At 64.8% G+C, this 22,594-nt stretch carries 20 protein-coding genes; 6 read left to right on the forward strand and 14 right to left on the reverse strand.

The features are described from left to right. Positions 1–162: 162 nt before the first annotated feature. From ACEOAC_RS14160 to ACEOAC_RS14170, 3 genes are read left to right on the forward strand one after another with little or no spacing between them, the layout of a single operon-like run. Positions 163–1,464, forward strand: a complete 1,302-nt coding sequence (locus ACEOAC_RS14160) for a CitMHS family transporter (RefSeq protein WP_413445145.1) — start codon at positions 163–165, stop codon at positions 1,462–1,464. A gap of 43 nt (positions 1,465–1,507) precedes the next feature. Continuing rightward, the gene (locus ACEOAC_RS14165) at positions 1,508–2,869 is read left to right on the forward strand and encodes an acyclic terpene utilization AtuA family protein (protein ID WP_241813128.1); all 1,362 of its coding nucleotides are present in this window, start codon (positions 1,508–1,510) and stop codon (positions 2,867–2,869) included. A gap of 1 nt (position 2,870) precedes the next feature. After that, positions 2,871–3,176: a hypothetical protein gene (locus ACEOAC_RS14170; RefSeq protein WP_413445144.1), complete on the forward strand. Its 306-nt coding sequence runs from the start codon at positions 2,871–2,873 to the stop codon at positions 3,174–3,176. A gap of 8 nt (positions 3,177–3,184) precedes the next feature. On the opposite strand, the gene ACEOAC_RS14175 is transcribed toward ACEOAC_RS14170, so the two are convergent. Further along, entirely contained in the window at positions 3,185–3,448 is a 264-nt protein-coding gene (locus ACEOAC_RS14175; protein WP_413445143.1) for a hypothetical protein, read from the reverse strand. A 314-nt stretch (positions 3,449–3,762) separates the two neighbouring features. Here ACEOAC_RS14175 and purT point away from each other — a divergent pair, with 314 nt between their 5' ends. Continuing rightward, complete coding sequence (gene purT, locus ACEOAC_RS14180) at positions 3,763–4,974, forward strand: formate-dependent phosphoribosylglycinamide formyltransferase (RefSeq protein ID WP_006712647.1); 1,212 nt, start codon at positions 3,763–3,765, stop codon at positions 4,972–4,974. Between the two features lie 156 nt (positions 4,975–5,130). After that, the gene (gene nadB / locus ACEOAC_RS14185; RefSeq protein ID WP_413628420.1) at positions 5,131–6,735 is read left to right on the forward strand and encodes an L-aspartate oxidase; all 1,605 of its coding nucleotides are present in this window, start codon (positions 5,131–5,133) and stop codon (positions 6,733–6,735) included. 117 nt (positions 6,736–6,852) lie between these two features. Here the strand turns inward: nadB and nadC are convergent, their stop codons facing one another. Genes nadC through ACEOAC_RS14200 form a run of 3 tightly spaced genes read right to left on the reverse strand, consistent with a single transcriptional unit; the run spans position 6,853 to position 10,531 of the window. Further along, on the reverse strand, positions 6,853–7,767 hold the full coding sequence (gene nadC / locus ACEOAC_RS14190) for a carboxylating nicotinate-nucleotide diphosphorylase (protein ID WP_006712649.1): 915 nt from the start codon (positions 7,765–7,767) through the stop codon (positions 6,853–6,855). Further along, positions 7,764–8,903 carry a quinolinate synthase NadA gene (gene nadA / locus ACEOAC_RS14195; protein ID WP_413445097.1) on the reverse strand — a complete coding sequence of 380 codons (1,140 nt, stop codon included), beginning with the start codon at positions 8,901–8,903 and terminating at the stop codon, positions 7,764–7,766. The genes nadC and nadA overlap by 4 nt, the downstream gene beginning before the upstream one ends. 29 nt (positions 8,904–8,932) lie before the next feature. Continuing rightward, positions 8,933–10,531 carry an ABC-F family ATPase gene (locus ACEOAC_RS14200; RefSeq protein ID WP_006712651.1) on the reverse strand — a complete coding sequence of 533 codons (1,599 nt, stop codon included), beginning with the start codon at positions 10,529–10,531 and terminating at the stop codon, positions 8,933–8,935. A 243-nt stretch (positions 10,532–10,774) separates the two neighbouring features. Here ACEOAC_RS14200 and ACEOAC_RS14205 point away from each other — a divergent pair, with 243 nt between their 5' ends. Beyond that, the gene (locus ACEOAC_RS14205; RefSeq protein ID WP_413445096.1) at positions 10,775–11,347 is read left to right on the forward strand and encodes a DUF1439 domain-containing protein; all 573 of its coding nucleotides are present in this window, start codon (positions 10,775–10,777) and stop codon (positions 11,345–11,347) included. Between the two features lie 39 nt (positions 11,348–11,386). On the opposite strand, the gene ldcA is transcribed toward ACEOAC_RS14205, so the two are convergent. The 10 genes from ldcA to ACEOAC_RS14255 form a co-directional block, all read right to left on the reverse strand. Continuing rightward, a complete protein-coding gene (gene ldcA, locus ACEOAC_RS14210; protein ID WP_413445095.1) occupies positions 11,387–12,394 on the reverse strand; it encodes a muramoyltetrapeptide carboxypeptidase in 1,008 nt (335 codons plus the stop codon). Beyond that, positions 12,391–12,969, reverse strand: coding sequence for a tRNA adenosine(34) deaminase TadA (gene tadA / locus ACEOAC_RS14215; RefSeq protein ID WP_413445094.1), 579 nt, complete (start codon positions 12,967–12,969; stop codon positions 12,391–12,393). The genes ldcA and tadA overlap by 4 nt, the downstream gene beginning before the upstream one ends. After that, on the reverse strand, positions 12,969–13,415 hold the full coding sequence (gene queD / locus ACEOAC_RS14220; protein ID WP_006712655.1) for a 6-carboxytetrahydropterin synthase QueD: 447 nt from the start codon (positions 13,413–13,415) through the stop codon (positions 12,969–12,971). Before queD ends, tadA begins: the two co-directional genes overlap by 1 nt. Before the next feature lie 106 nt (positions 13,416–13,521). Continuing rightward, complete coding sequence (gene queE / locus ACEOAC_RS14225) at positions 13,522–14,157, reverse strand: 7-carboxy-7-deazaguanine synthase (RefSeq protein WP_413445098.1); 636 nt, start codon at positions 14,155–14,157, stop codon at positions 13,522–13,524. 149 nt (positions 14,158–14,306) lie between these two features. Further along, positions 14,307–16,268: a MacB family efflux pump subunit gene (locus ACEOAC_RS14230; protein ID WP_413628421.1), complete on the reverse strand. Its 1,962-nt coding sequence runs from the start codon at positions 16,266–16,268 to the stop codon at positions 14,307–14,309. Beyond that, positions 16,268–17,404 carry an efflux RND transporter periplasmic adaptor subunit gene (locus ACEOAC_RS14235; RefSeq protein WP_413445549.1) on the reverse strand — a complete coding sequence of 379 codons (1,137 nt, stop codon included), beginning with the start codon at positions 17,402–17,404 and terminating at the stop codon, positions 16,268–16,270. The genes ACEOAC_RS14230 and ACEOAC_RS14235 overlap by 1 nt, the downstream gene beginning before the upstream one ends. A 104-nt stretch (positions 17,405–17,508) precedes the next feature. After that, positions 17,509–19,956, reverse strand: a complete 2,448-nt coding sequence (locus ACEOAC_RS14240; protein ID WP_413628422.1) for a TonB-dependent siderophore receptor — start codon at positions 19,954–19,956, stop codon at positions 17,509–17,511. A 69-nt stretch (positions 19,957–20,025) separates the two neighbouring features. Then, positions 20,026–21,066 (reverse strand): FecR domain-containing protein, encoded by a 1,041-nt coding sequence (locus ACEOAC_RS14245; RefSeq protein WP_413628423.1) that lies wholly within the window; start codon positions 21,064–21,066, stop codon positions 20,026–20,028. Next, entirely contained in the window at positions 21,060–21,599 is a 540-nt protein-coding gene (locus ACEOAC_RS14250) for a sigma-70 family RNA polymerase sigma factor (RefSeq protein ID WP_267966830.1), read from the reverse strand. The genes ACEOAC_RS14245 and ACEOAC_RS14250 overlap by 7 nt, the downstream gene beginning before the upstream one ends. A gap of 78 nt (positions 21,600–21,677) precedes the next feature. Next, positions 21,678–22,592 carry a DUF72 domain-containing protein gene (locus tag ACEOAC_RS14255; RefSeq protein ID WP_413444433.1) on the reverse strand — a complete coding sequence of 305 codons (915 nt, stop codon included), beginning with the start codon at positions 22,590–22,592 and terminating at the stop codon, positions 21,678–21,680. Between the last annotated feature and the right edge of the window lie 2 nt (positions 22,593–22,594).

Raw genomic sequence — 22,594 nt, forward strand, 5'->3', positions numbered from 1 at the left:
TGAAAAACCGGTCAATCAATCGAAAAAAGCGACTTTACAACAAAATCGACCGCCACCTACACTCGCCCTGCTCACCTCCCGCAGCCTCAGTACACAACAATGATCCGGCGCGTTGGAAGTGATGACAACACAAGAACATCAAACCAAACACCGGAGACACGCATGTTAGCCCTGCTAGGCTTTGTCACGATCGTATCCTTGTTCACCGCCATCCTCACCAAGAAGATGTCGCCGCTGGTGGCGCTGATCGCCATTCCCATCATCGCTGCGCTAGTCGGTGGCTTCGGCCTGCAGACCTCTAAGTTCATCGTCCAGGGCGTGACCGCCATTGCGCCGGTGGCGGGCATGTTCGTGTTTGCGATCCTGTTCTTCGGCATCGTCACCGATGCCGGCATGCTGGACCCCATCATCAGCCGCATCCTCAAGACGGTAGGCAGCCGGCCCACGCGCATCGTGCCGGGTACCGCCCTACTGGCGCTGCTGATCCACCTGGACGGCTCGGGCGCGGTGACCTTCCTGATCACCATCCCGGCCATGCTGCCGCTGTACAACCGGCTGGGCATCGACAAGCGCATCCTGGCCTGCGTGGCCTCGCTGGCGGCCGGGGTGAACTTCCTGCCCTGGACCGGGCCGATGATCCGCGCCTCGGCGGCGCTGCATATCCCGGTGTCGGACATCTTCACGCCGCTGGTGCCGGTGCAGCTGGTGGGGCTGGCCTTTGTCTTCATCGCTTCCTACCTGCTGGGCCTGAAGGAAGAACGTCGCCTCGGCCTGGGCAAGGGTTCCACGGTGGACTTCGTGCAGCAGCATGAGTTGACCGAGGCGCAAATGAAGATCCGCCGGCCGCAGAATTTCTGGGCCAACATCGTGCTCACCGTGTTCGTGCTGGGCGTGATGATCAGCGGCAAGGTCGATCCGGTGGTGATGTTCATGATCGGCGTGGTACTGGCCCTGATGATCAACTACCGCGACGTGACCATGCAGCGCGAGCGCATCGACGCCCATGCCAAGGCCGCGCTGCTGATGGCCAGCATCCTCTTCGCCGCCGGCGTGTTCACCGGCATCATGACCAAGTCGGGCATGCTGACCGCCATGGCCAAGACGGCCGTCGGCCTGGTGCCGCCCGACATGGCCGGCCATATTCCGGTGGTGCTGGGCCTGCTGTCGATGCCGTTGTCGCTGCTGTTCGACCCGGATTCCTTCTATTTCGGCGTGCTGCCGGTGATCGCCGAGGTCATCCACATGCTGGGCGTACCGACCATCCAGGTGGCGCAGGCGGCGCTGCTGGGCCAGATGACCACCGGTTTCCCGGTCAGCCCCCTGACCCCGGCCACCTTCCTGGTGTGCGGCCTGGCCGGCATTGAGCTGGCGGACCACCAGAAGTACACCATTCCCTTCCTGTTCGGCGCCTCGGTGGTGATGACCATCGCCTGCGTGGTGCTGGGCCTGTTCCCGCTGTTCTGAGCCAGCGACCGGCCCCGGGAAAGAAACGTTTTTGGAGAATTGCATGACCCATGATCCGCAACGCGTCGTGCGCATCGGCGCCGGTGCCGGCTACTCGGGCGACCGTATCGAACCGGCGGCCGAGCTGGCCGAACAGGGACAGCTGGACTACCTGATCTTCGAATGCCTGGCCGAGCGCACCATCGCCATCGGCCAGCAGGCGCGGCTGGCCGATCCGACCAAGGGCTACGATCCGCTGCTGGCCGAGCGCATGTACGCCGTGCTCAAGACCTGCGCCGACCAGGGCGTACGCATCATCACCAACATGGGTGCGGCCAATCCGCAGGCGGCAGCCCGACGCATCCGCGAGATCGCCCGCGAACTGGGTCTGACGCAGCTGAAGGTCGCCGCCGTCATCGGCGACGACGTGCTGGAGGCGGTGCAGGCCGGCGACTTCCGCATCGAGGACAATGGCCAGCCGGTGGCATCCCTGGGGGAGCGCCTCATCTCGGCCAATGCCTACCTGGGCGTGGCCCCCATCCTGGAAGCCCTGCAAGCCGGTGCCGACGTGATCGTGACCGGCCGGGTGGCCGATCCGGCGCTGGTGCTGGCGCCATTGGTGTACGAATTCGGCTGGGCTGCCGATGACTGGGACAAGCTGGGCCAGGGCACCGTGGTCGGCCATCTGCTGGAATGCGCAGGCCAGATCACCGGTGGCTACTTTGCCGATCCTGGCAGGAAGGATGTGGCCGGGCTGGCGCGATTGGGATTTCCCATCGGCGAGATCAGCGCCGACGGCAGTGCCGTCATCACCAAGGTCGCCGGCTCCGGTGGCCAGGTGACGGCGCAGACCTGCAAGGAACAACTGCTCTATGAAATCCATGATCCCGCCGCCTACTACACGCCGGACGTGATCGCCGATTTCTCGCAAGTCCAGATCACCGAAATCGGCCCTGACCGCGTCGCCATCATCGGCGGCCGTGGCCGCGCGCGCCCGGAAACCCTGAAGACCACGCTGGGCTACCGCGACAGCTTCATCGGCGAGGGCCAGATTTCCTATGCCGGACCGGGGGCGCAAGCCCGCGCCCAACTGGCCGCCGACATCGTACGCGAGCGCCTGGCGCTGACCGCCGTGCAGACCGACGAACTGCGCCTGGACCTGATCGGCGTGAACGCCATCAGCAGCGCGCAGATGGCGTCGGCGGCCCAGGCGCCAGAGCCACAGGAAGTGCGCCTGCGCGTGGCCGGGCGCACGGCCAGCATGAAGGAAGCGGTACGCATCGGCAACGAGGTCGAGACCCTCTACACCAATGGCCCGGCTGGTGGCGGTGGCGCGACCAAGGCCGCCCGCGAGGTCATTGCCGTGCTATCGCTGCTGCTGCCGCGCAGCCTGGTGCACCCATCCGTTCATATCGAGGAGGTCTGACATGCAACTCAGAGACATCGCCCATTCGCGCGCCGGGGACAAGGGCGACATTTCCAATATCTCGGTGATTGCCTACCGCATCGACGACTATGCCCTGCTGGAACGCGAACTGACCGTCGAGCGGGTACGGGCGCATTTTGCAGGGGTCGTGCAGGGAGAGGTGGTGCGCTACGTCTTGCCGCAGTTGGGAGCACTCAATTTCGTGATGCAGCGTGCACTGGGCGGCGGCGTAACCCGTTCATTGGCGCTGGATGCGCATGGGAAGGCGTTGTCGGGGGTGATGCTGGACATTGAGTTGGCAGCTTGAAAGCGTCCTTAGTCAAACTTCATGGGCTCCGCTGGTCGTCTATCCAAGGTGGCAAGGATTGCCTCGACATCCTCATTGCGCAAGCCCATATCCTTGCTCAATTGCATCATTGCATCCCCTAGAGGAAGTTGATCCGGGAGTTCAAGTTCAGCTTCGGGATTCAGGCCCGTTTTTTTCACTTTCGTTGGTGAGCGCCAAACATCGGGCTCAGGATTTGTCTTTTTTTGCTTCTGCACAGATTCGACGGGTGGCTTGAAAGAATGATCAGTCATTGCAGTCTCTCCTTGGTAGAGATTTAAATGTGATAAACGCACCTACTAGCGCAGCATGAATATTCTTAAAATACGAGAATGCGGCGTTCGTATTATTTTGTACCTAGTTAGGCGTAGATAAAGCGACGTTATTGAATCCGCTTATCTCTTTAGCGACAATCAGTTTCCCACGAGAAAAATAGGCAAGTTTTCACCGATTACTTTGCCCAAAACTGCGTACATTGCGACTGTCCAAAGCCGGCAAGATTTGGTATCGTCCGCCCGTGATTCATTCTCGCACTGCATCAGCTCCCTGCTGATACTCTCCCCCCATTATGAAAAAACCAACTCGACTCGGCACGCCGCTTTCTCCTTCCGCCACCAAGGTCATGCTGCTGGGCTCCGGCGAACTGGGCAAGGAAGTCATCATTGCCCTGCAACGCCTGGGCGTGGAAGTGATCGCCGTTGACCGTTATGAAAACGCGCCCGGCCATCAGGTCGCACATCGCGCCCACGTGATCAACATGACCGACGGCGCCGCCCTGGCGGCGTTGATCGAGCAGGAGCAGCCGGACCTAATCGTGCCCGAGATCGAGGCCATCGCCACCGAAACCCTGGTCAAGCTGGAAGAAGCCGGCCGCGCCCGCGTCATCCCGACCGCCCGCGCCGCCTGGCTGACCATGAACCGTGAAGGCATCCGCCGTCTGGCCGGTGAAACACTGAGCCTGGCGACCTCGCCCTATCGCTTCGCCGACAGCCTCGACGAGCTCAAGGCCGCCATCGACCAGATCGGCTATCCGTGTGTGATCAAGCCGGTCATGTCCTCCTCCGGCAAGGGCCAGTCCAAGATCGACAGCGCCGACGAGATCGAAGCCGCCTGGAACTACGCGGCCGCCGGCGGCCGCGTGGACTCCGGTCGCGTGATCGTGGAAGGCTTCATCGACTTCGACTACGAGATCACCCTCCTGACGGTACGCTCGCTCAACGAAAACGGCGAGACCATCACCAGCTTCTGCGACCCCATCGGTCACGTGCAGGTCAAGGGCGACTATGTCGAATCCTGGCAGCCGCACCCGATGCCGGGCGCCGCGCTGGAGAAGGCCCGCGACATCGCCCGCAAGGTCACCGAGAACCTCGGCGGCCTGGGTTTGTTCGGGGTGGAACTGTTCGTCAAGGGCGACATGGTCTGGTTCTCCGAAGTCAGCCCGCGCCCGCACGACACCGGCATGGTCACCATGGTCAGCCAGGTGCAGAGCGAGTTCGAACTACATGCCAAGGCTATCCTCGGCCTGCCGGTCAATACCGCGCTGCGCACCCCGGGTGCATCGGCCGTCATCTACGGTCAGCATGAAGCCCGTGGCATCGCCTTCGACGGCGTAGCCGAGGCGCTGCGCATCCCCGGCGCCGATATCCGTCTGTTCGGCAAGCCCGAGTCCTTCGCCCGTCGCCGCATGGGCGTGGCCCTGGCCGCCGCCGACAATGTGGAAACCGCCCGCATCCGCGCCAAGCAGGCCGCAGCCAAGGTCAAGCCGGTGATCCCGGAATAAGCGTCGCAAACGATCTGGCCGACGGGCTCCGAGTTGCATCGGAGCCCGTTTTGTTTTGGGGCCGGCAACGCGGCGGGGAAACGATATAAACAATATGCCCGTCGGCTCTGGTTATAATCGTCGGCTCCCTCCACAACAGCAGCTTTGCTCACGATCATGAAGTGCGATGTCGCCATCATCGGCAGCGGTCTGGCCGGTCTCTCCGTAGCTCTCCATCTTGCCGAAAAGTATCAGGTCGTGGTCGTCTCCAAGGGCGAACTGCTGGACGGCGCCAGCAACTGGGCGCAAGGCGGCATCGCCGCCGTGCTGGATTCGGGCGACAGCCATGCCCAGCACATCGAGGACACGCTGGTGGCCGGCGCCGGCCTGTGTGACGAAGGCGCCACCCGCGCCATCGTCGAACAGGGGCGCCAGGCCATCGAATGGCTGATCGCCCAGGGCGTACCCTTCACCCGCGACGACAGCGCCGAGCTGGGCTACCACCTGACCCGCGAGGGCGGCCACAGCCAGCGCCGCATCATCCACGCCGCCGATGCCACCGGGCATGCGGTGCAGGTGACGCTGGAACAGCGCGTGCGCGCCCACCCCAACATCACCCTGCTGGAACACCACTGCGCCATCGACCTGATCCACGCCGGCAAGCGCGATCGCGAGGCCGAGCCGCGTTGCCTGGGCGTGCATGTGCAGGACAGCCAGAGCGGCCGGGTGCTTGCCATCGCCGCCGGCCGCACCGTGCTGGCCACCGGCGGTGCGGGCAAGGTCTATCTGTACACCTCCAACCCGGATTCAGCCACCGGCGACGGCATTGCCATGGCCTGGCGCGCCGGCTGCCGGGTGGCCAACATGGAATTCATCCAGATCCATCCGACCTGCCTGTATCACCCCTATGCCAAGTCCTTCCTCATCAGCGAGGCACTGCGCGGCGAAGGCGCCCTGCTCAAGCTGCCGGCCTCGGCCGCTGCGGCCGCCGGCCAGCGCTTCATGCCCGAGCACGATGCCCGGGCCGAGCTGGCGCCGCGCGACATCGTGGCCCGCGCCATCGACTTCGAGATGAAGAAGCGCGGCCTGGACCATGTGGACCTGGACATCAGCCACCAGAGCCCGGCCTTCATCGCCGAGCACTTCCCGACCATCCAGGCGCGCTGCCTGGAGTTCGGCATCGACATCACGCGCCAGCCTATCCCGGTGGTGCCGGCCGCCCACTACACCTGCGGCGGCGTGGTGACCGACATGGCCGGTCGCACCGACCTGCCGGGGCTGTACGCCGTGGGCGAGACCGGCTATACGGGCTTGCACGGTGCCAACCGGCTGGCCAGCAATTCGCTGCTGGAGTGCGTGGTGCTGGGACGCGCCGCCGCTGCCGACATCGAGCGCGAACTGGCTGCTGGCACCTGGCGCGTGGCCGACCTGCCGGCCTGGGATGAAAGCCGTGTCACCGATGCCGACGAGGAGGTGGTGATCGCCCACAACTGGGACGAACTGCGTCGCTTCATGTGGAACTACGTGAGCATCGTGCGTACCGACAAGCGCCTGGAGCGCGCACAGCATCGCATCCGCCTGCTCAAGGAAGAGATCGACGAGTATTACGCCAACTTCCGCGTCTCGCGTGATCTGCTGGAACTGCGCAACCTGGTGGACGTGGCGCAGTTGATCGTCTCCAGCGCACTGATGCGCAAGGAAAGCCGGGGCCTGCACTTCAGCCAGGACTATCCGCGCACGCTGCCCCGCGCCACGCCGACCATCCTGCCCGGGCGGCAATGATGCGCCAGCTCCCTGCCCCGCACCGGCTTGCCGGCGTGACAAAGAGCTAGAGCGATAAATCGACAAGGCCCCCCCGGGTTACCCCGCGGGCCGTGTGGTTGCAGCGGACGGGCAGCGTCAGCCGACCACGCGCAGGGAAAAGTCGGTGGCCTGGATATCCTTGGTCAGGCTGCCGATGGAAATGCGGTCCACACCGGTTTCGGCAATGGCACGTACGGTCTGCATGTTGATGCCGCCGGAAGCCTCCAGCAAGGCGCGTCCGGCATTGATGGCCACGGCCTCGCGCATCAGCTCCAGCGAGAAATTGTCCAGCAGGATGGATTGCGCGCCGGCCTGCAGCGCTTCTTCCAGCTCCTGCAGGTTCTCCACCTCGACCTGGATGGTGACACCGGCATTGAGCTTGATGGCAGCCGCCACAGCGGCCGTGATGCCACCGGCAGCAGCAATATGGTTTTCCTTGATCAGGATACCGTCGTACAGCGCCAGACGCTGGTTGGCGCCGCCACCGACGCGCACTGCGTACTTCTGCGCCAGGCGCAGGCCCGGCAGGGTCTTACGGGTATCCAGGATGGACGCAGCTGTACCCTGCACCACCTCCACGTAACGCCGGGTAGCGCTGGCAACGCCCGAGAGCAGCTGCAGGAAGTTCAGCGCACCGCGCTCGGCGGTCAGCAAGGCACGGGCCGGGCCTTCGATGGTGCAGACCTCGCTGTCGGCCGTCATCACCTCCCCTTCGGCGTAGCGCCAGCTGACCTGCAGACGCGGATCAAGGCGGGTCATGACGGCTTCGAACCAGGGCGCACCGCACAGTACGGCGGCTTCGCGCACGATCACGCGGGCCTTGACGAACTCGCTCTCCGGCACCAGCAGGCCGGTGTAGTCGCAGTCACCGACATCTTCGGCGATGGCCTGGTTGACGTTGGCATCGAAGGCCGCATGCAGTGCCGGATCGAAGGGTGCGAAGGGATTGCGCAGATTGCTGGCGGCGACGGTGGAGGCCGCGGACGCGGATTTGAGGGCGTGGAGAGTCATGCGGGGCCGATTCCTGCAAACAGTTGCTGTTCATCTTCAAGGCGCGCCGACGGGCGGACCTTGGCCTTGCGCTGGGCGGCGAAGTCCAGCATGCGATCGATGCAGACCACGGCCTGCTGGCCTATGGCGGGATCGACATGGATTTCGTTGGCACCGGTTTCCAGCACGTGCAGCAGATTCTGCAAGCCGTTCATGGCCATCCACGGGCAATGGGCGCAACTCTTGCAGGTAGCGCTGTTGCCGGCCGTGGGGGCGTCGATGAAACGCTTGCCGGGGGCGGCGGCGCGCATCTTGTGCAGGATGCCGTTGTCGGTGGCGACGATGAAGGCCGGGGCGTCAGACGCTTGCACGGCGGCGATCAGTTGCGAGGTCGAACCGATCACGTCGGCCTGGGCCACCACGGCCTCGGGCGATTCGGGGTGCACCAGCACCAGCGCATCGGGATGTTCGGCGCGCATCAGTTCCAGCTCCACGCCCTTGAATTCGTCATGCACCAGGCAGGAACCCTGCCACAGCAGCATGTCGGCGCCGGTCTGCTTCTGGATGTAGCTGCCCAGGTGCTTGTCGGGCGCCCACAGGATCTTCTTGCCCTGCGCGTGCAGGTGCTGGACGATTTCCAGGCCGATGCCGGAGGTCACCATCCAGTCGGCCCTGGCCTTCACAGCCGCACTGGTGTTGGCATAGACCACCACGGTACGGTCCGGGTGCTGGTCGCAGAAGGCAGCAAATTCGTCGGCCGGACAACCCAGGTCCAGCGAACAGGTCGCCTCCAGGTCGGGCATGAGGATGCGCTTTTCCGGGCTCAGGATCTTGGCGGTCTCGCCCATGAAGCGCACGCCGGCCACCACCAGCGTCTGGGCGGCGTGATCACGGCCGAAACGCGCCATTTCCAGCGAATCGGAGACGCAGCCGCCGGTTTCCTCGGCCAGGTCCTGCAGGTCTCCATCGACGTAGTAGTGCGCCACCAGCACCGCCTGCTTTTCCTTGAGCAGTTGGCGGATGCGCGCTTTCAGCTGCGCGCGTTCCTCGGGGCTGGGCGTGGCCGGTACCTTGGCCCACGCATTGGCGGTACAACTGCCGCCGGTCTCCATTTGCGGTCGCTCGAACTCGACGACCTTGGTTGCTGTTGCTTGCATGGCGGTCAACAATGCTTTGCGATTGAGGGTTATTCGATGCCCTGGCTGGCCAGGTAGTCTTCGTAGTTGCCACGGAAATCGATCACCTGGCCGTCCTTCACTTCGAGGATGCGGGTGGCCAGCGACGACACGAACTCGCGGTCATGCGAGACGAAGATCAGCGTGCCGGCGTACTTTTCCAGCGCGATGTTGAGCGACTCGATGGACTCCATGTCCATGTGGTTGGTCGGTTCGTCCATCAGCAGCACGTTGTGGCGGCCCAGCATCAGCTTGCCGTACATCATGCGGCCCTTTTCACCACCGGAGAGCACCTTCACGGACTTCTTGACGTCGTCGCCGGAGAACAGCAGACGACCCAGGATGCCGCGCACGGCCTGGTCGTCGTCGCCTTCCTGGGTCCACTTGCCCATCCAGTCGGTCAGGGTCTCGCCGGCAGCGAATTCCTCGGTCGGATCCTGCGGCATGTAGCCCACGTTGGCGTTCTCGGCCCACTTCACCTGGCCGGAATCGGGGTGCAGGCCGGTGACGTCACCACCGATGCTGCGCAACAGCGTGGTCTTACCGGCACCGTTGGCGCCGATGATGGCGATCTTCTCGCCGGCTTCGACCATGATGCTGAAGTTCTTGAAGATGTCGCGGTCGTAGGTCTTGGTGATGCCCTGGGTTTCCACGGCCAGGCGGTGCAGCTTCTTCTCGCCTTCGAAACGCACGAAGGGGTTCACGCGGGAAGACGGCTTGATGTCCTCGACCTTGATCTTGTCGATCTGCTTGGCACGCGAAGTCGCCTGGCGGGCCTTGGACTTGTTGGCCGAGAAGCGGCGCACGAAGTCCTGCAGTTCGGCGACCTTTTCCTTGGCCTTGGCGTTCACAGCCAGTTGCTGGGCACGTGCCTGGGAGGATGCCAGCATGTACTCGTCATAGTTGCCAGGGTAGATCTTCAGGGTGCCATAGTCCATGTCGGCCATATGGGTGCAGACCTGGTTCAGGAAGTGGCGATCGTGGGAAATGATGATCATGGTGGAATTGCGCTCGTTGAGCACGTCTTCCAGCCAGCGGATGGTGTTGATGTCCAGGTTGTTGGTCGGTTCGTCCAGCAGCAGGATGTCGGGGTTGGAGAACAGGGCCTGCGCCAGCAGCACGCGCAGCTTCCAGCCGGGGGCGACGTTGCTCATGGGACCGTTGTGCTGTTCGATGGGCACGCCCACGCCCAGCAGCAGTTCGCCGGCACGCGCTTCGGCGGTATAGCCGTCGAATTCGGCAAAGCGGGCTTCCAGGTCGGCCGCCTTCATGTAGTCGTCGTCGGTGGCATCCGGGTTGGCATAGATGGCGTCGCGCTCGGACATGGCATCCCACATCTCGACGTGGCCCATCATGACCACGTCCAGCACGCGCATCTCTTCGTAGGCGAACTGGTCCTGGCGCAGTTTGCCCAGGCGTTCGTTGACGTCCAGGCTGACGTTGCCGCCCGAGGGTTCCAGATCGCCACCCAGGATCTTCATGAAGGTGGACTTGCCGCAGCCATTGGCGCCGATCAGGCCATAGCGATTGCCATCGCCGAACTTGACGGAAATATTCTCGAACAACGGCTTGGCGCCGAACTGCATGGTGATGTTTGCGGTGGATAGCACTGCGAAAACCTTTTCAAAAATGTAACTTGCGTGCGCCAGTCCAGGCTACAGCCGCGGCACGCGAAACGGCGGATTTTACCACTGCGCGCCCGCCAAGGCTTGCCTGCGGCCGCTGGCGAGTGCGCGAAACTTGTCAAACAGCCATTCTCAAACCCGCTTTGACTGTCTGCGACTTACAATTGCGCGGGATTTTTAGCCACTGGATGAGGCTCTACCCACTTTGTCACTCTGGAAACTGCAAGCATGAAGCAAGCCACCCCGGCCCTTGCGGCCACCCTGATGCTCTCCACCCTGGCCATGGGCCACGCTCTGGCCGCCGAGACCGGCTACAACATCTGGACCAACGAATACACCGTGTCCCGCCAGCAACTGGAAAGCGCCATCGCGCCGCAATTCCCGCGCAAGCTGCGCTACATGGACATCTTCGACGTCACCCTGAGCAATCCGCGCCTGGGCATGTTGCCGGGCGAAAACCGCATGAACACCGTGGTCGATGCGCAGATTGCCAACCCGCTGCTGCTGCAGCGCCCGGTCAATGCGGTACTGACGCTGAGCAGCGCCTTCAAGTACGACCCGGCCACCCGCTCGCTGCGCCTGGACGCCCCCAAGGTGGACAAGGTCGACAGCACCGACCTGCCGCCGCAGTACGCGCAGCAGCTGACCGCGCTGGGCAACGCCGCTGCCGACCAGTTCCTGCGCGACTACGCGCTCTATACCTTCACGCCAGATCAGTTGCAGATGAATGGCAAACGCTTCGAACCCGGCAAGATCACCGTCGAAAAGGATGCGGTTAAGGTCGAGGTCAAGGAGCAATAAGCACCCTGCCCCGCCTGCGCGGGATGCCCGCCTCGGGCCTCAGGCCCGACGCAGAGGCAGGAACGGGTAATCTGACAGGGTCAGCGTGAAGCCTTGCGCGCCCTGCGCATCCAGCACCGCATGGGCACCCAGCGGCAGCGTGACCAGGTCGCGCACATGCCCGAAGGGCAGCCCGGTGACGATCGGTGTGGCGATGCGTTGGCGCAGGAAGGCCAGCATCGCCGTGAAATCGTAACCGTTGTCGATCTCGGCCAGCCGGTAACCGGAAAAGTCGCCCAGCACGATGGCCTGCTGTCGCGCCAGCACACCAGCCTGCTCCAGTTGCAGGATCATCCGCTCGACGCGGAAGGGATGTTCATTCACATCTTCCAGAAACAGAATGCCGCCATCCATCCTGGGGAAGCGCGGATGACCCACCATGTGCGCCACCATGGCCAGGTTGCCACCCCATAGCCTGCCCTCGCAGCGCACTTCCGGGCTGAGCGGATCGGTGCGGCGGTCCCCAATGGCGGGACGCTCGGCATCGCTCTCCCCCTGATAGTTGCGCACCACCACCTGCGGCGAGCTCAGGGTGCGCCAGAAGGTCGCCAGCGCCTGCCAGTTAGGGGCCAGGGCGCCGAAGTCGCCATTGAGCATCGGGCCCTGGAAGCCGGCGTGGTCGCACTGGTCCAGCAGGACACACTGCAGCGCCGTGAAATCGCTGTAACCCACCAGCAGCTTGCCGCTGGCGGCCAGGGCCGGAATATCCAGCGCCGGCAGGATGCGGCTCATGCCGTAGGAACCGCGCAGCCCCAGGATCACGTCAATCTCCGGATCGGCGGCGGCCTCCATCAACTGCGCGGCGCGCTGTTCGTCGCTGGCACCAAAGCGCTGATAGCGGTGGGCGTGGTCATAGAAGTTGCGCACCCGGCAACCCAGCGACTCCAGCAGGGCCACGCCACGCTGCACGCCCTCCGGGTCCAGCCCGGCATGGCCGCAGGGGGCCACGATGGCCACGCCGGTGCCAGCCGGCACCAGTCCGTCGAGAAGTTCGCGCCCTGCTGTCATGCTGCTCCACCTTGTTGTTCACCTTCAGCGGACGTCGACTGCAGGCGTTGTTGCTTCACCTGTTCGCGCCGCATGGCGAAGAATTCTTTCAATAACTGCCCGCATTCCTCGGCCATCACGCCACCCAGCAGCTCGGTGTGATGGTTCAGTTTTTCCTGCTCGAACAGGTTCACCACCGAACCGCAGGCCCCGGTCTTGGGATCAGCCGCGCCATACACCACCCGCGCCAGACGCGCATGCATCATGGCGCCGGAACACATGACACAGGGCTCCAGCGTCACGTACAGCTCGCAGCCGGGCAGCCGGTAGTTGCCCAGCTTTTCGGCGGCGCGGCGCAGGGCCATGATCTCGGCATGCGCCGTCGGATCATGCTTGCCGATGGGCTGGTTGAAGCCGGTCGCGATGACCACCCCATCCTTGACCACCACCGCGCCCACCGGTACCTCGCCCAGCGCCCAGGCGTTGTTGGCCTGGTCGAGCGCGGCACGCATGTGCCGCAGGTCGGCTTCGGTTGCCGCCGATGGCGTCGGTGCTGTCGATGGCGTCGCCGCCTCGAGCGGAAGCGAAGCGTCCATCAGTCGGCCGTGATCTCGGCCCAGCAATTGGGCGTTTCATGCAGCACCAGCTTTTGCAGATGCAGGCCGGTGCCATAACGGTCCTTGTAGGCCGCCTTGAGGATGGCGAAGGCTTCGCGGGCCAGGTTTTCGACGGTGGGAATGCTGCCGATGACCACCGTCTTGTGGCCCGGCAGGCTGGCCAGGAAGTCGCGCACCGGCGCGTCCTTGTCATAGACCAGGAAGGCATGGTCCCAGACATCGACCAGGTGTTCCTTGGCCAGGGATTTGATGTCGGAGAAGTCCATGATCATGCCGTTGTCGGAATTGCCCTCGATATCGATGACCGCGCCGGTCAGGGTGATTTCCAGCGTATAGCGGTGGCCGTGCAGGTTGCGGCACTGGCTCTTGTGGTCCGGGATACGGTGGCCGGCGTCGAATTCGAGTTTGCGGGTAATGGTCAGCATGAATGTTTCTTCAAGGAAGCCAGCTGCAGCTTGCGCGCAGCGGGCCGGGATGAGGTCATTGTAATCACGCGGCGCAGGGCCGCATGAAGAAAAAAGCAAAAATCGCTCAGGGAATGTTGAGCAGCTTGTGGGTCTGGATGCTCAGCTTCCACTTGGGATTGTGCTTGACCATGTCGATGGCCATGCGGGTATTGGCGGCCGCCAGCGGGCCATCCATGGGCTGCAGCAGGAAGTGCTGGAAATCCAGCTTTTCATACTCCGCCAGCGGCTGGCCGGCCTGCGGCACCACCACTTTCAGCTCGCTGCCGCGCAACACCTTCAGCTCGGCCCCCATCTTGGGGCTGACGCAGATCCAGTCCACCCCGTCCGGCACGGCAATGGTGCCGTTGGTCTCGATGGCGATTTCGAAGCCCACCGCATGCATCGCCCCGATCAGGGCGGCATCCAGCTGCAGCAGGGGTTCACCACCGGTAAAGACCACGTACTTGCTGGGCGCATAGCTGGCCGGCCAGAGGCTGTCGATCATCGCCGCCAGTTCGCCAGCGCTCTTGAACTTGCCGCCGTTCTCGCCATCGGTGCCGACGAAGTCGGTGTCGCAGAACTGGCAGATGGCGCGGCTGCGGTCTTCCTCGCGCCCGGTCCACAGGTTGCAGCCGGAAAAACGGCAAAAGACAGCCGGACGACCGGCGTGCGCGCCCTCGCCTTGCAAGGTATAGAAGATTTCTTTGATGCTGTAGGTCACGATATCGGAGCGGGCGGGCCGCAGAAACTGGGCAGGCTGGCCGGGGCCGGCCGCCATGCTGACGCTTGGTTGGAGCGACATTTTTAACGGACGCCCTCATTATAGCCGCTCCCCACCGGCCCGGACGCGTTTGCCGCCCCGCAAGCAGCTCAGGCCGTGCTCAGCGCCACCACCGGGTCCAGCCTCGCCGCCCGCCGCGCCGGCATGTAGCCGAACAGCAGCCCGGTCAGCACGGCGCAGCCGAAGGCCGCCAGCATGGGGGTCAGCGAAAAGATCAGCGGCACCCCGGCCGCCATCAGTGCCAGCCCCACCGCCACGCCCAGACCCACCCCGGCGGCACCACCCACCAGCGTCACCAGTACCGCCTCGGTGAGGAACTGGCGCAGGATGTCGCGCTGTCGGGCACCGGTGGCCAGGCGGATGCCGATCTCACGGGTGCGCTCGCGCACCGTCATCAGCATCACGTTCATCACACCGATGCCGCCCACCAGCAGCGACACCGCCGCCACCAGCGACAGCATCATGGTCATGGTGTCGCGCGTGCTGGCTTCGGCGGCGATGGAGGCGGCGGCATTGCCGATGCTGAAGTCGCGGATGCCATGCCGCTCCAGCAGCAAGGCTTCCAGTTGCTGCTGGGTGTCCTGGATGCGACCGACATCGGCCACCGCCATGACTGTATAGGTCGGCTCGCGCTGGCCGAAGACCTTGGCCCCGGCCGTGGAAAAGGGCATGAGCAGCAGGTTGTCTTCGTCGCGGTCCCCGCTGAGGGCGCCCTTCTCGCTCATGACGCCGATCACCTGGAACGGCGAATTGCCGATCAACACCATCTGCCCCACCGGGTCCGTTACCTCCGGCATCAGCTCGCGCGCCAGCCGGTGGCCCAGCACCGCCACCGAGGCCAGTTCGCGTTCGTCCTCGGCGGTGAAGAAGGCGCCCCGTGCCAGCGGCCAGGTCTGGACCTCGGGCAGGCCGGCGCCGGTGCCGCGAACATAGGTCTGGATATCCTGGTTGCCATGGCGCACCACCTTGTTGCCCGTCACATTGGGCAGGACATGGGTGATGTTGGGCAGGTCGGCCACCGCCTCCAGGTCTTGCAGGGTGATGCTGCGTCCCGGGATGCGCGAACTCTCGCCGATGGCGGCCATGTACATCAGGTTGGAGCCGAAGCGTCCCAGTTGCGCCACCACCTGCTGGCGCGTGCCCAGGCCGATGGCCATCATCACGATCACCGAGGCCACGCCGATGACGATGCCCAGCAAGGTCAGCGCGGTGCGAAAGCGGTTGACCCACATCACCCGCCAGGCAGCCCGCGCCGCCTCGCGCAATTCGTCCCGCCAGCGGCGCACCGGTGGCTGGCTGGCGGCAGCCTCGCGGAGATCGGGCATGGCCTGTGCAGGTGCATCCGGGGCCGCGCCGCTGTCACCGATGATGCTGCCATCACGGACCTCGATGACGCGTCTGGCCTGAGCGGCCACCTCACGATCATGGGTGATGAGGATGATGGTGTGGCCGGCGTCGGCCAGTTCATGGAACAACTGCATCACCTCGGCGCCGCTCTGGCTGTCCAGCGCCCCGGTGGGTTCATCGGCCAGGATGATGCGGCCGCCGTTCATCAGGGCGCGGGCGATCGACACCCGCTGCTGCTGGCCGCCGGAGAGCTGGTGCGGCCGGTTGTCCAGGCGCTGCGCCAGCCCCAGCCGCGCCAATAGCGCCGCCGCCCGTTGCCGTCGCTGCGGTTCGGGCAGGCCGGCGTAGATGGCCGGCAGCTCCACGTTTTCGCAGGCGGATTCGGTGGGGATGAGGTGATAGCCCTGGAAGACGAAGCCGAAGGCCTCGCGCCGCAGCCAGGCCAGGCGGTCGGCATCGAAGGCGGCGACGTCGCTGCCGTTGAACAGATACTGGCCAGCGCTGGGACGGTCCAGGCAACCGAGAATGTTCATCAAGGTGGACTTGCCCGAGCCGGAAGCACCCACGATGGCGACGAATTCACCCTGGCGTATCTGCAGGTCCACCCCGCGCAGCACCTGTACCGCAGGGCTGCCATCCTGGCCGCCATAGTCCTTGCGCAGGCCGCGCAGTTCAATCAGGGCAGCGGCGGTCGCGGCCGCCATCACAGCTGGAACCTCGGCAGACCGCGCCGGCCCGGTTTCTCTGCAATGACGATCTGTTCACCTTCCTGCACACCCTGCTGCACTTCCATGCTGATCCGGTTGCGCACGCCCGCCCGCAGTTCACGCTCCTCGATACGCCCATCGGGTAGCCGTATCCGTGCTAGCAGGCGCTCCTTGTCCTTGCGCACGGCGGCCAATGGTACCACCAGCACGTCACGTGCCGCCGCCACGACGAAATGGACCTGCGCCGTCATCTGCGGCATCAGGGCGCCATCGCGATTGTCTACGTCGAACAGGGCCATATAGACCACCACCTTGTTGCTGGAGGGCGCCAGTGCGCTGTCCAGGCTCTTGCCCTCGCCGCTGGGCGCTGGCAGCACCTGGCGCACCTGCGCCTGCCAGCGTCGCTGGTCGCCGCCGAGGGTCGAGAAATAGACCGGCATGCCGGCCCGTACCTTGCGCACTTCGGCTTCGGACACCTCGGTCCACACCGTCATCACGGACAAGTCCGCAATGCGCAGGATGGCCGGGGTCTGGTAGGTGGCGTTGAGGGTCTGGCCTTCGCGGGCCTCGACGTTGACCACCGTGCCATCCATGGGCGCATAGATGCGGGTATAGCCCAGCCGCACTTCGTCGGCCTGCACCGTGGCGGCGTTCTGCGTGATCTGGGCCTGGATGTGGGCCACGCGGGCGGCGGCCTGGGCCAGCGCGGCTTCGGCGATATCGACGTCCTCGGTACGGGTGGCGCCACCGGCGTCCAGCGCCCGCTGCCGCTGCGCCTGGCGCAGTGTCAAGGCATGCTGGGCCTGCTGCTCAGCCAGTTGCGCACGCAGCCCGCTGAGGGCGGCGCGTCCGGCGTCGACCGTGGCCTTTTGCACGCTGGGATCGATCTCGACCAGCAACTGGCCCTTCTTCACCGTATCGCCGGGCTGCACATGCAGGTGCTGGATCTGTCCGGATACCTGCGCGCCGACATCGACGAACCGCCGTGGCTGCAGCTTGCCGACCGCCACCACACTGGCCTCCACATCGCCTCGCGTCACCGCGACCGTATCGTATTCCGGCCCCGCCTGCCCCCACGACCAGGCCAACACGCCCAGCACCGCTGCCAGTGATGCCAGTGCGGCCAGCGTCATGCCCGCGCCCCATCCACGTCTTGACTTGCCCCTGCTCACCCGATCTCCTTGCTTGCCGCAAAAAAGCCGGACCGGCCAATGGCGCGATCCGGCAAGCCTTGCTCTCAGAACTCCACGCGCGCGTTCAGGCTCAGGGTGCGCGGTGCACCGGCGAAGATGTAGCTGTCGCCGTTGTAGACCCAGTAGCGGCGGTCGGCCAGGTTCTGTACCTGGGCATTGAAGGTGACGTCCTTGCCGCTCAGGCGGGTGCGATAGACGGCGCCGACGTCCATGACGGTGTAGGCGCTCAACTCACGCTGGGGGGCGCCCGTGTCGAGCTTGGAGCGGCCGACATGGCGCAGGCCGCCGTTCACGCTGAGGCCAGCCACGCCCGCGATGCGGTACCGCCCACCGGCGGTAGCCTGCATGCGCGGCGCACCCACGACCTGCTTGCCGGCCAGGTCGGCGGAATCGCTCTGGTACTTGGCGTCCAGCCACATGAGGCCACCCTCCAGGTTCAGCGCCGGGGTGAGCGCATAGCGACCGGACAGGTCCAGGCCCTGGTAGCGGGTCTCGCCATCCTGCACCAGCGTATTGGCCGCGTTGACATACTCCGCCGCCCGCTGCATGCGGAACACCGCCGCCGTGGCGCTCCAGTTGGCCTGCTCGACCTTCACGCCAGCCTCGATCTGCTTGCTCTTCAGGGGCGGCATGACCTCGCCGGCATTGGCCGTGGTATCGCCCGCCGTACCACCGCGCTCCAGCGCTTCGACATAGCTGACATAGGTGGTCAGGCCGGCCAGGGGCTTGAACATCAGCGCCACCGTGGGCGTGACCGGGGAACGCTGGTAGGTCGTCGTCTGCACGCCGACCCGGTTGTAACCCCGCTGGTCGAAGCGGGTGTAGCGCAGCCCGCCGATGAGCGACCACTGCTCGCCCAGGCTCAGGGTATCGCTGGCGAAGAGTGCGTTCTGCACGATCTCCGAACCCCTGTATTGGGAATGGCCGGCGTTGCTGATGCCGCCCACGCTGAGCAGCGAATCGCGGTAGATGTTGCCGCTACCCACGGCCGTGCTGGTCGAGGCCCGGTCCGACAGCACCTCGTATTGCTGGCGGCTGGCACCAAAGACCAGTTGGTGACCGATCGCACCGGTCTTGAGCTTGCCCTCCAGCATGGCCTGCAGCTGCTGGTACTGGAAGCTGTAGATCCCGCCATAGACCTGCGTGCTGCTATTACCCAGCGCATCGTTGATGCTGATGTCGCCGTAGACGTAATCCACGTCTTCACGGGCGTAGCGATAGTTGAAGCTGGATTTCCAGTCCGGATTGAGCTGCCATTCCAGGCCGGTGCTCACCACGATGTTTTCATTGCTGAAATAGGCGCCCTCAGGTTGCTGGCGGGTGCGCGGATCGATGGCGGTCGGCAGGTCCAGGCCGCTGGCCAGGCTCATGCCCCAGAAGGCGTTGCCATTGGACTTGCGACGGGCATAGACGGTATCGAAACTGAGCTTGAGGTCCGGGCTCAGCTTGAGGTCGGTGGCCAGCGAGGCCACGGTACGATCCAGCGAGCCGCCCTTGAAGTAGGTGCCGCCCTGCTCCTGCACCAGGTTGATCCGGTAGCCCAGGCGCTGGTCGTCGCCGGCGCGACCGCCCATGTCGATGTGCTTGGAGAACAGCGAACCGGTCTTGTAGCCGACATCGACGGCAAACAGATTCTCGTCGGTGGGCCGCTTGAGCACGTAATTCATGATCCCGCCCGGCGAGCCGAAGCCATACATGAAGCCCGACAGCCCCTTGAGCAGCTCCACGCGCTCGAACACTTCCATGGGCAACAGGTCGTTGCCCCAGCCCGGCAGGGCCAGGCCATCCATCTTGAAACCGTTGGTGTCATCGATGCCCAGGCCGCGCACCAGCAGCGAGGACCCGCGCCCGTATTCGCCGCTGGCCGAGGTCACCGACGGATCGTAGCGAAAGGCCTGCTCCACGGTAGTGACCTGGCGCTCCTGGATGTCGTCCTTGTCCACCACGGTGATGGAAAACGGCGTCTCCAGCAGCGAGCGCGATCCCAGCGCGCCACTGCTGGCCGGACGCTGCAGGCCGGCCCCCGGATCGGCGGCGCTGGTGGCCACCACGGTCAGGGCCGGCAGGTTGGAGGACTGCGCCGGCAACTTGCGTACGTGGATGCTGCCATCGTCGCGTTGATCCGCCACCAGGCCACTTCCGGACAGCAACTGTTCCAGCGCGCGGCTCACCGGCAGATTGCCTTCCACGGCGGGCGCCTGCCTGCCGCGCAGCAATGCCGGATCGACCACCAGCAGGCGACGCGCACTGGCGGCCAGGCGGTTGAGGGACTGGTCCAGCGGACCGGCAGGAATGGACAACGGCAGACTCTGCTCGGCCGCCACCGGTGTGGCCGCACTGGCCGGCATGACCAGCGCGACACCGGCCAGCAGCAGACTACCGGCCATCAGGACATGGGCGGTGGTGGACAGTGCCCTGAGCGGACGGGTTGCACCGGTGGTGCCGCGGGCGCGATGGGTGGTGGCGGTAGAACGAAGCGACTGATGGCGCATTATTGTTATCCTCGTTAGCGATGAAAAGTGAAGGTCTTCATCTGCTTTACGAACGAGAATCCAAAAGTGCTATGGCTGGCCGGATTTTTTCTGCGCGGCAGCGACCACCCGGGTCCAGTAGCGCGTGTGACGCTGGATGCGGATCGGGAAGGCATGCTCCAGCGCCGCCAGCACGCGGTCGGTATCTTCCAGCGGGAAGACGCCATTGACCGGAATCTGCGCCACCGCATCATCGACCTGCAACAGGCCCGGCCGATAACGCCCCAGCTCGGCCAGCAGATCGCCCAGGGGCCGCTCGCGGGCGATCAGCATGCCCTGGGTCCAGGCCTGCGCATTCGGGTCGAGCGCAGCGACCGCGCCCACGATGACATCGTCGAAAACCGCCTGCTCCCCCTGCCCGACCAGCGCGCTCCCCGCGGCGTTACGTGCCGGGGTGATGCGGACCGCACCTGCCATCACCTCGACCCGACTGCGGCCGGCCTGGCGCCATCCGGGCGACGCTTCCTGGCGCACCACGAAACGTGTCCCCAAAGCCTGCACCCGCCCATGGGCCGTATCCACATAAAAGGGCTGCTCCGCCCAGCCTGCCAGGTGGGCGGTCTCGACCATGATGGCACCGCGTCGCAGCACCAGCCGCCGCAGTCCATCGGCGAAGCGGATATCGACAGCGCTATCGCTGTCGAGCACCAGTCTGCTGCCATCGGGCAGCACCAGCTCGCGCCGTTCGCCGACGGCGCTGCGCTGGTCGGCGGTCAGCGCCAGGTAGGTGTGACGACGGTCGTAGCACAGTGCGCCGGCGAGCAGCAGCAAGGCCAGCACCTGCCGCCGGCTCGTCCGGACAGGGCCGCGGGGGCCACGGGCGCCACGGCCGCGCAAGGCCTGGCCCGCCGCCTGCGACGGCATGCCCTGCAGCATGCCCTGGAAGCGGCTCACCGCTTCCCACTGCCGGGCATGGGCCGGGTTGGCCAGCAGCCAGGTGGCGAAGGCCTGTCGTTGCGCGGGGGTGACTTCGCCGGAGGCCAGGATCACGAACCATTGCAAGGCCTGGTCCAGGGCGTCTCCGGTGACACCATCCGCGGCGTCCGGGCGCGGAGTCGCGGCGCTCAGCATGCGCAGACCGGTTCGCCGCACTGCTGCATGGCGAGGAAGCAGGCCCGGGTGGCCGTGAGCATATGCTTGCGGACAGTGGCAACGGCGATGCCCAGGGACGCGGCGATAGCGCTATATGTCATGCCGTCGAATTGCGACATGAAGAAGGTTTCCCGCACCTTCGGCGGCAGCCCCTCCAGCGCCGCATCGATGGCCGCCAGGGTCTGCAGCACGATGAGGGTGTCTTCATGCGACGGCGCATGGGCTTCGGGCAAGGCTGCCAGGGCCTCCAGATAGGCTGCCTCCAGCTTGCGACGCCGATGCAGGTCGATCATCAGGTGCTTGGCGATCTGGACCAGATAGGGGCGCGCCTGCTCCGGGTTCGGCATGCTGCGCCCCGTGGCCACCCGGATATAGGTGTCCTGCACCAGATCGGCCGCGTCGCCACGGTTACCCAGCTTGCGTTGCAGCCATTGCAGCAGCCAGCCGTGATGGCCGCTGTACATCCTTTGCAATGCATCGCTTTCCTGCCTGTCGAGTAACCGGGCTTCCATGAGCATGATTCTTAATAATGAGAATCATTATTATATGGAAGCAGCTACGATTTGTCAGTTTTCAGTCCACGAAACTGATCACTTGCGCCATTCCAGGGGTTCGCCGGGCTGGGGCAAGTCCAGCTTCAGACCCAGGCGTTCAATCAGGCGCCGGGCGTCGAACGGCGCCTTGACCTTTATATCGTTATCGAAATAGCAATAGATATCACGACTGGCGCGCTGCCGTGGCGCACCGGACGCAATGCGCGGCCCCTGCGCCGGCTGACCGCCTCCGGCCCAGGCCCGGATGCGTTCGGCCCAGGCGTCGATGGCCTCATCGCTGTAACCGCTCTGGTAGAGGCGCTTGTCACCGTGCAGGCGCAGATACATGAAATCAGCCGTCACGTCTTCCTGGTAGGGCCATTTCTTGGGTGCATCGGCCACTACCAGTGCGACCTTGTACTTGCGCAGCAGCTTGATGAAGGACTCGTCGACGAAGCTGTCATGGCGGATTTCCATGGCATGGCGCAGCTTGCGCTTCCTGTCGATCTCCAGCTGCACCCTGCCCTCCATGCGCGGCTCATGTCCACGGGCCAGTTTCTGTGCGGCTTCGGTATCGTGTGGCAGCAGGCTCAGGAAGTGCTCCAGGGCCTCCGGCTCATAACTGAAACTGGGCGGAAACTGCCACAGGAAGGGGCCCAGTTTTTCCTTCAGGTTGAATACGCCGGAGGCGAAGACATTGGCCAGGGCGCCATCGATATCCTTCAGCCGACGGGTATGGGTGATGAAGCGATTGCCCTTGTGGCTGAAGACGAAGCCGGGTGGTGTGGACTCATACCAGCGCTGATAGCTTTCCGGCCGCTGCAGGGCGTAGAAGGAACCGTTGAGCTCGATGCTCGGCAGCATGCGCGAGGCATAGCCCAGCTCGTCATCCTGGCGCAGTCCCTTGGGGTAGAAACTGCCGCGCCAGGGCGCGTAACGCCAGCCGGAGATACCGATCCAGATCTTGCCCATGC

This window comes from Herbaspirillum frisingense (assembly GCF_047325095.1).
Lineage (GTDB): Bacteria > Pseudomonadota > Gammaproteobacteria > Burkholderiales > Burkholderiaceae_D > Herbaspirillum > Herbaspirillum frisingense.

What these genes read in the sequence shown, in the direction of transcription:
- ACEOAC_RS14160 (WP_413445145.1), top strand. Translation starts at nt 163, where the DNA reads ATGTTAGCCCTGCTAGGCTTTGTCACGATCGTATCCTTGTTCACCGCC.
- ACEOAC_RS14165 (WP_241813128.1), top strand. Translation starts at nt 1,508, where the DNA reads ATGACCCATGATCCGCAACGCGTCGTGCGCATCGGCGCCGGTGCCGGC.
- ACEOAC_RS14170 (WP_413445144.1), top strand. Translation starts at nt 2,871, where the DNA reads ATGCAACTCAGAGACATCGCCCATTCGCGCGCCGGGGACAAGGGCGAC.
- ACEOAC_RS14175 (WP_413445143.1), bottom strand. Translation starts at nt 3,448, where the DNA reads ATGACTGATCATTCTTTCAAGCCACCCGTCGAATCTGTGCAGAAGCAA.
- purT (WP_006712647.1), top strand. Translation starts at nt 3,763, where the DNA reads ATGAAAAAACCAACTCGACTCGGCACGCCGCTTTCTCCTTCCGCCACC.
- nadB (WP_413628420.1), top strand. Translation starts at nt 5,131, where the DNA reads ATGAAGTGCGATGTCGCCATCATCGGCAGCGGTCTGGCCGGTCTCTCC.
- nadC (WP_006712649.1), bottom strand. Translation starts at nt 7,767, where the DNA reads ATGACTCTCCACGCCCTCAAATCCGCGTCCGCGGCCTCCACCGTCGCC.
- nadA (WP_413445097.1), bottom strand. Translation starts at nt 8,903, where the DNA reads ATGCAAGCAACAGCAACCAAGGTCGTCGAGTTCGAGCGACCGCAAATG.
- ACEOAC_RS14205 (WP_413445096.1), top strand. Translation starts at nt 10,775, where the DNA reads ATGAAGCAAGCCACCCCGGCCCTTGCGGCCACCCTGATGCTCTCCACC.
- ldcA (WP_413445095.1), bottom strand. Translation starts at nt 12,394, where the DNA reads ATGACAGCAGGGCGCGAACTTCTCGACGGACTGGTGCCGGCTGGCACC.
- tadA (WP_413445094.1), bottom strand. Translation starts at nt 12,969, where the DNA reads ATGGACGCTTCGCTTCCGCTCGAGGCGGCGACGCCATCGACAGCACCG.
- queD (WP_006712655.1), bottom strand. Translation starts at nt 13,415, where the DNA reads ATGCTGACCATTACCCGCAAACTCGAATTCGACGCCGGCCACCGTATC.
- ACEOAC_RS14230 (WP_413628421.1), bottom strand. Translation starts at nt 16,268, where the DNA reads ATGGCGGCCGCGACCGCCGCTGCCCTGATTGAACTGCGCGGCCTGCGC.
- ACEOAC_RS14235 (WP_413445549.1), bottom strand. Translation starts at nt 17,404, where the DNA reads ATGACGCTGGCCGCACTGGCATCACTGGCAGCGGTGCTGGGCGTGTTG.
- ACEOAC_RS14240 (WP_413628422.1), bottom strand. Translation starts at nt 19,956, where the DNA reads ATGCGCCATCAGTCGCTTCGTTCTACCGCCACCACCCATCGCGCCCGC.
- ACEOAC_RS14245 (WP_413628423.1), bottom strand. Translation starts at nt 21,066, where the DNA reads ATGCTGAGCGCCGCGACTCCGCGCCCGGACGCCGCGGATGGTGTCACC.
- ACEOAC_RS14250 (WP_267966830.1), bottom strand. Translation starts at nt 21,599, where the DNA reads ATGGAAGCCCGGTTACTCGACAGGCAGGAAAGCGATGCATTGCAAAGG.
- ACEOAC_RS14255 (WP_413444433.1), bottom strand. Translation starts at nt 22,592, where the DNA reads ATGGGCAAGATCTGGATCGGTATCTCCGGCTGGCGTTACGCGCCCTGG.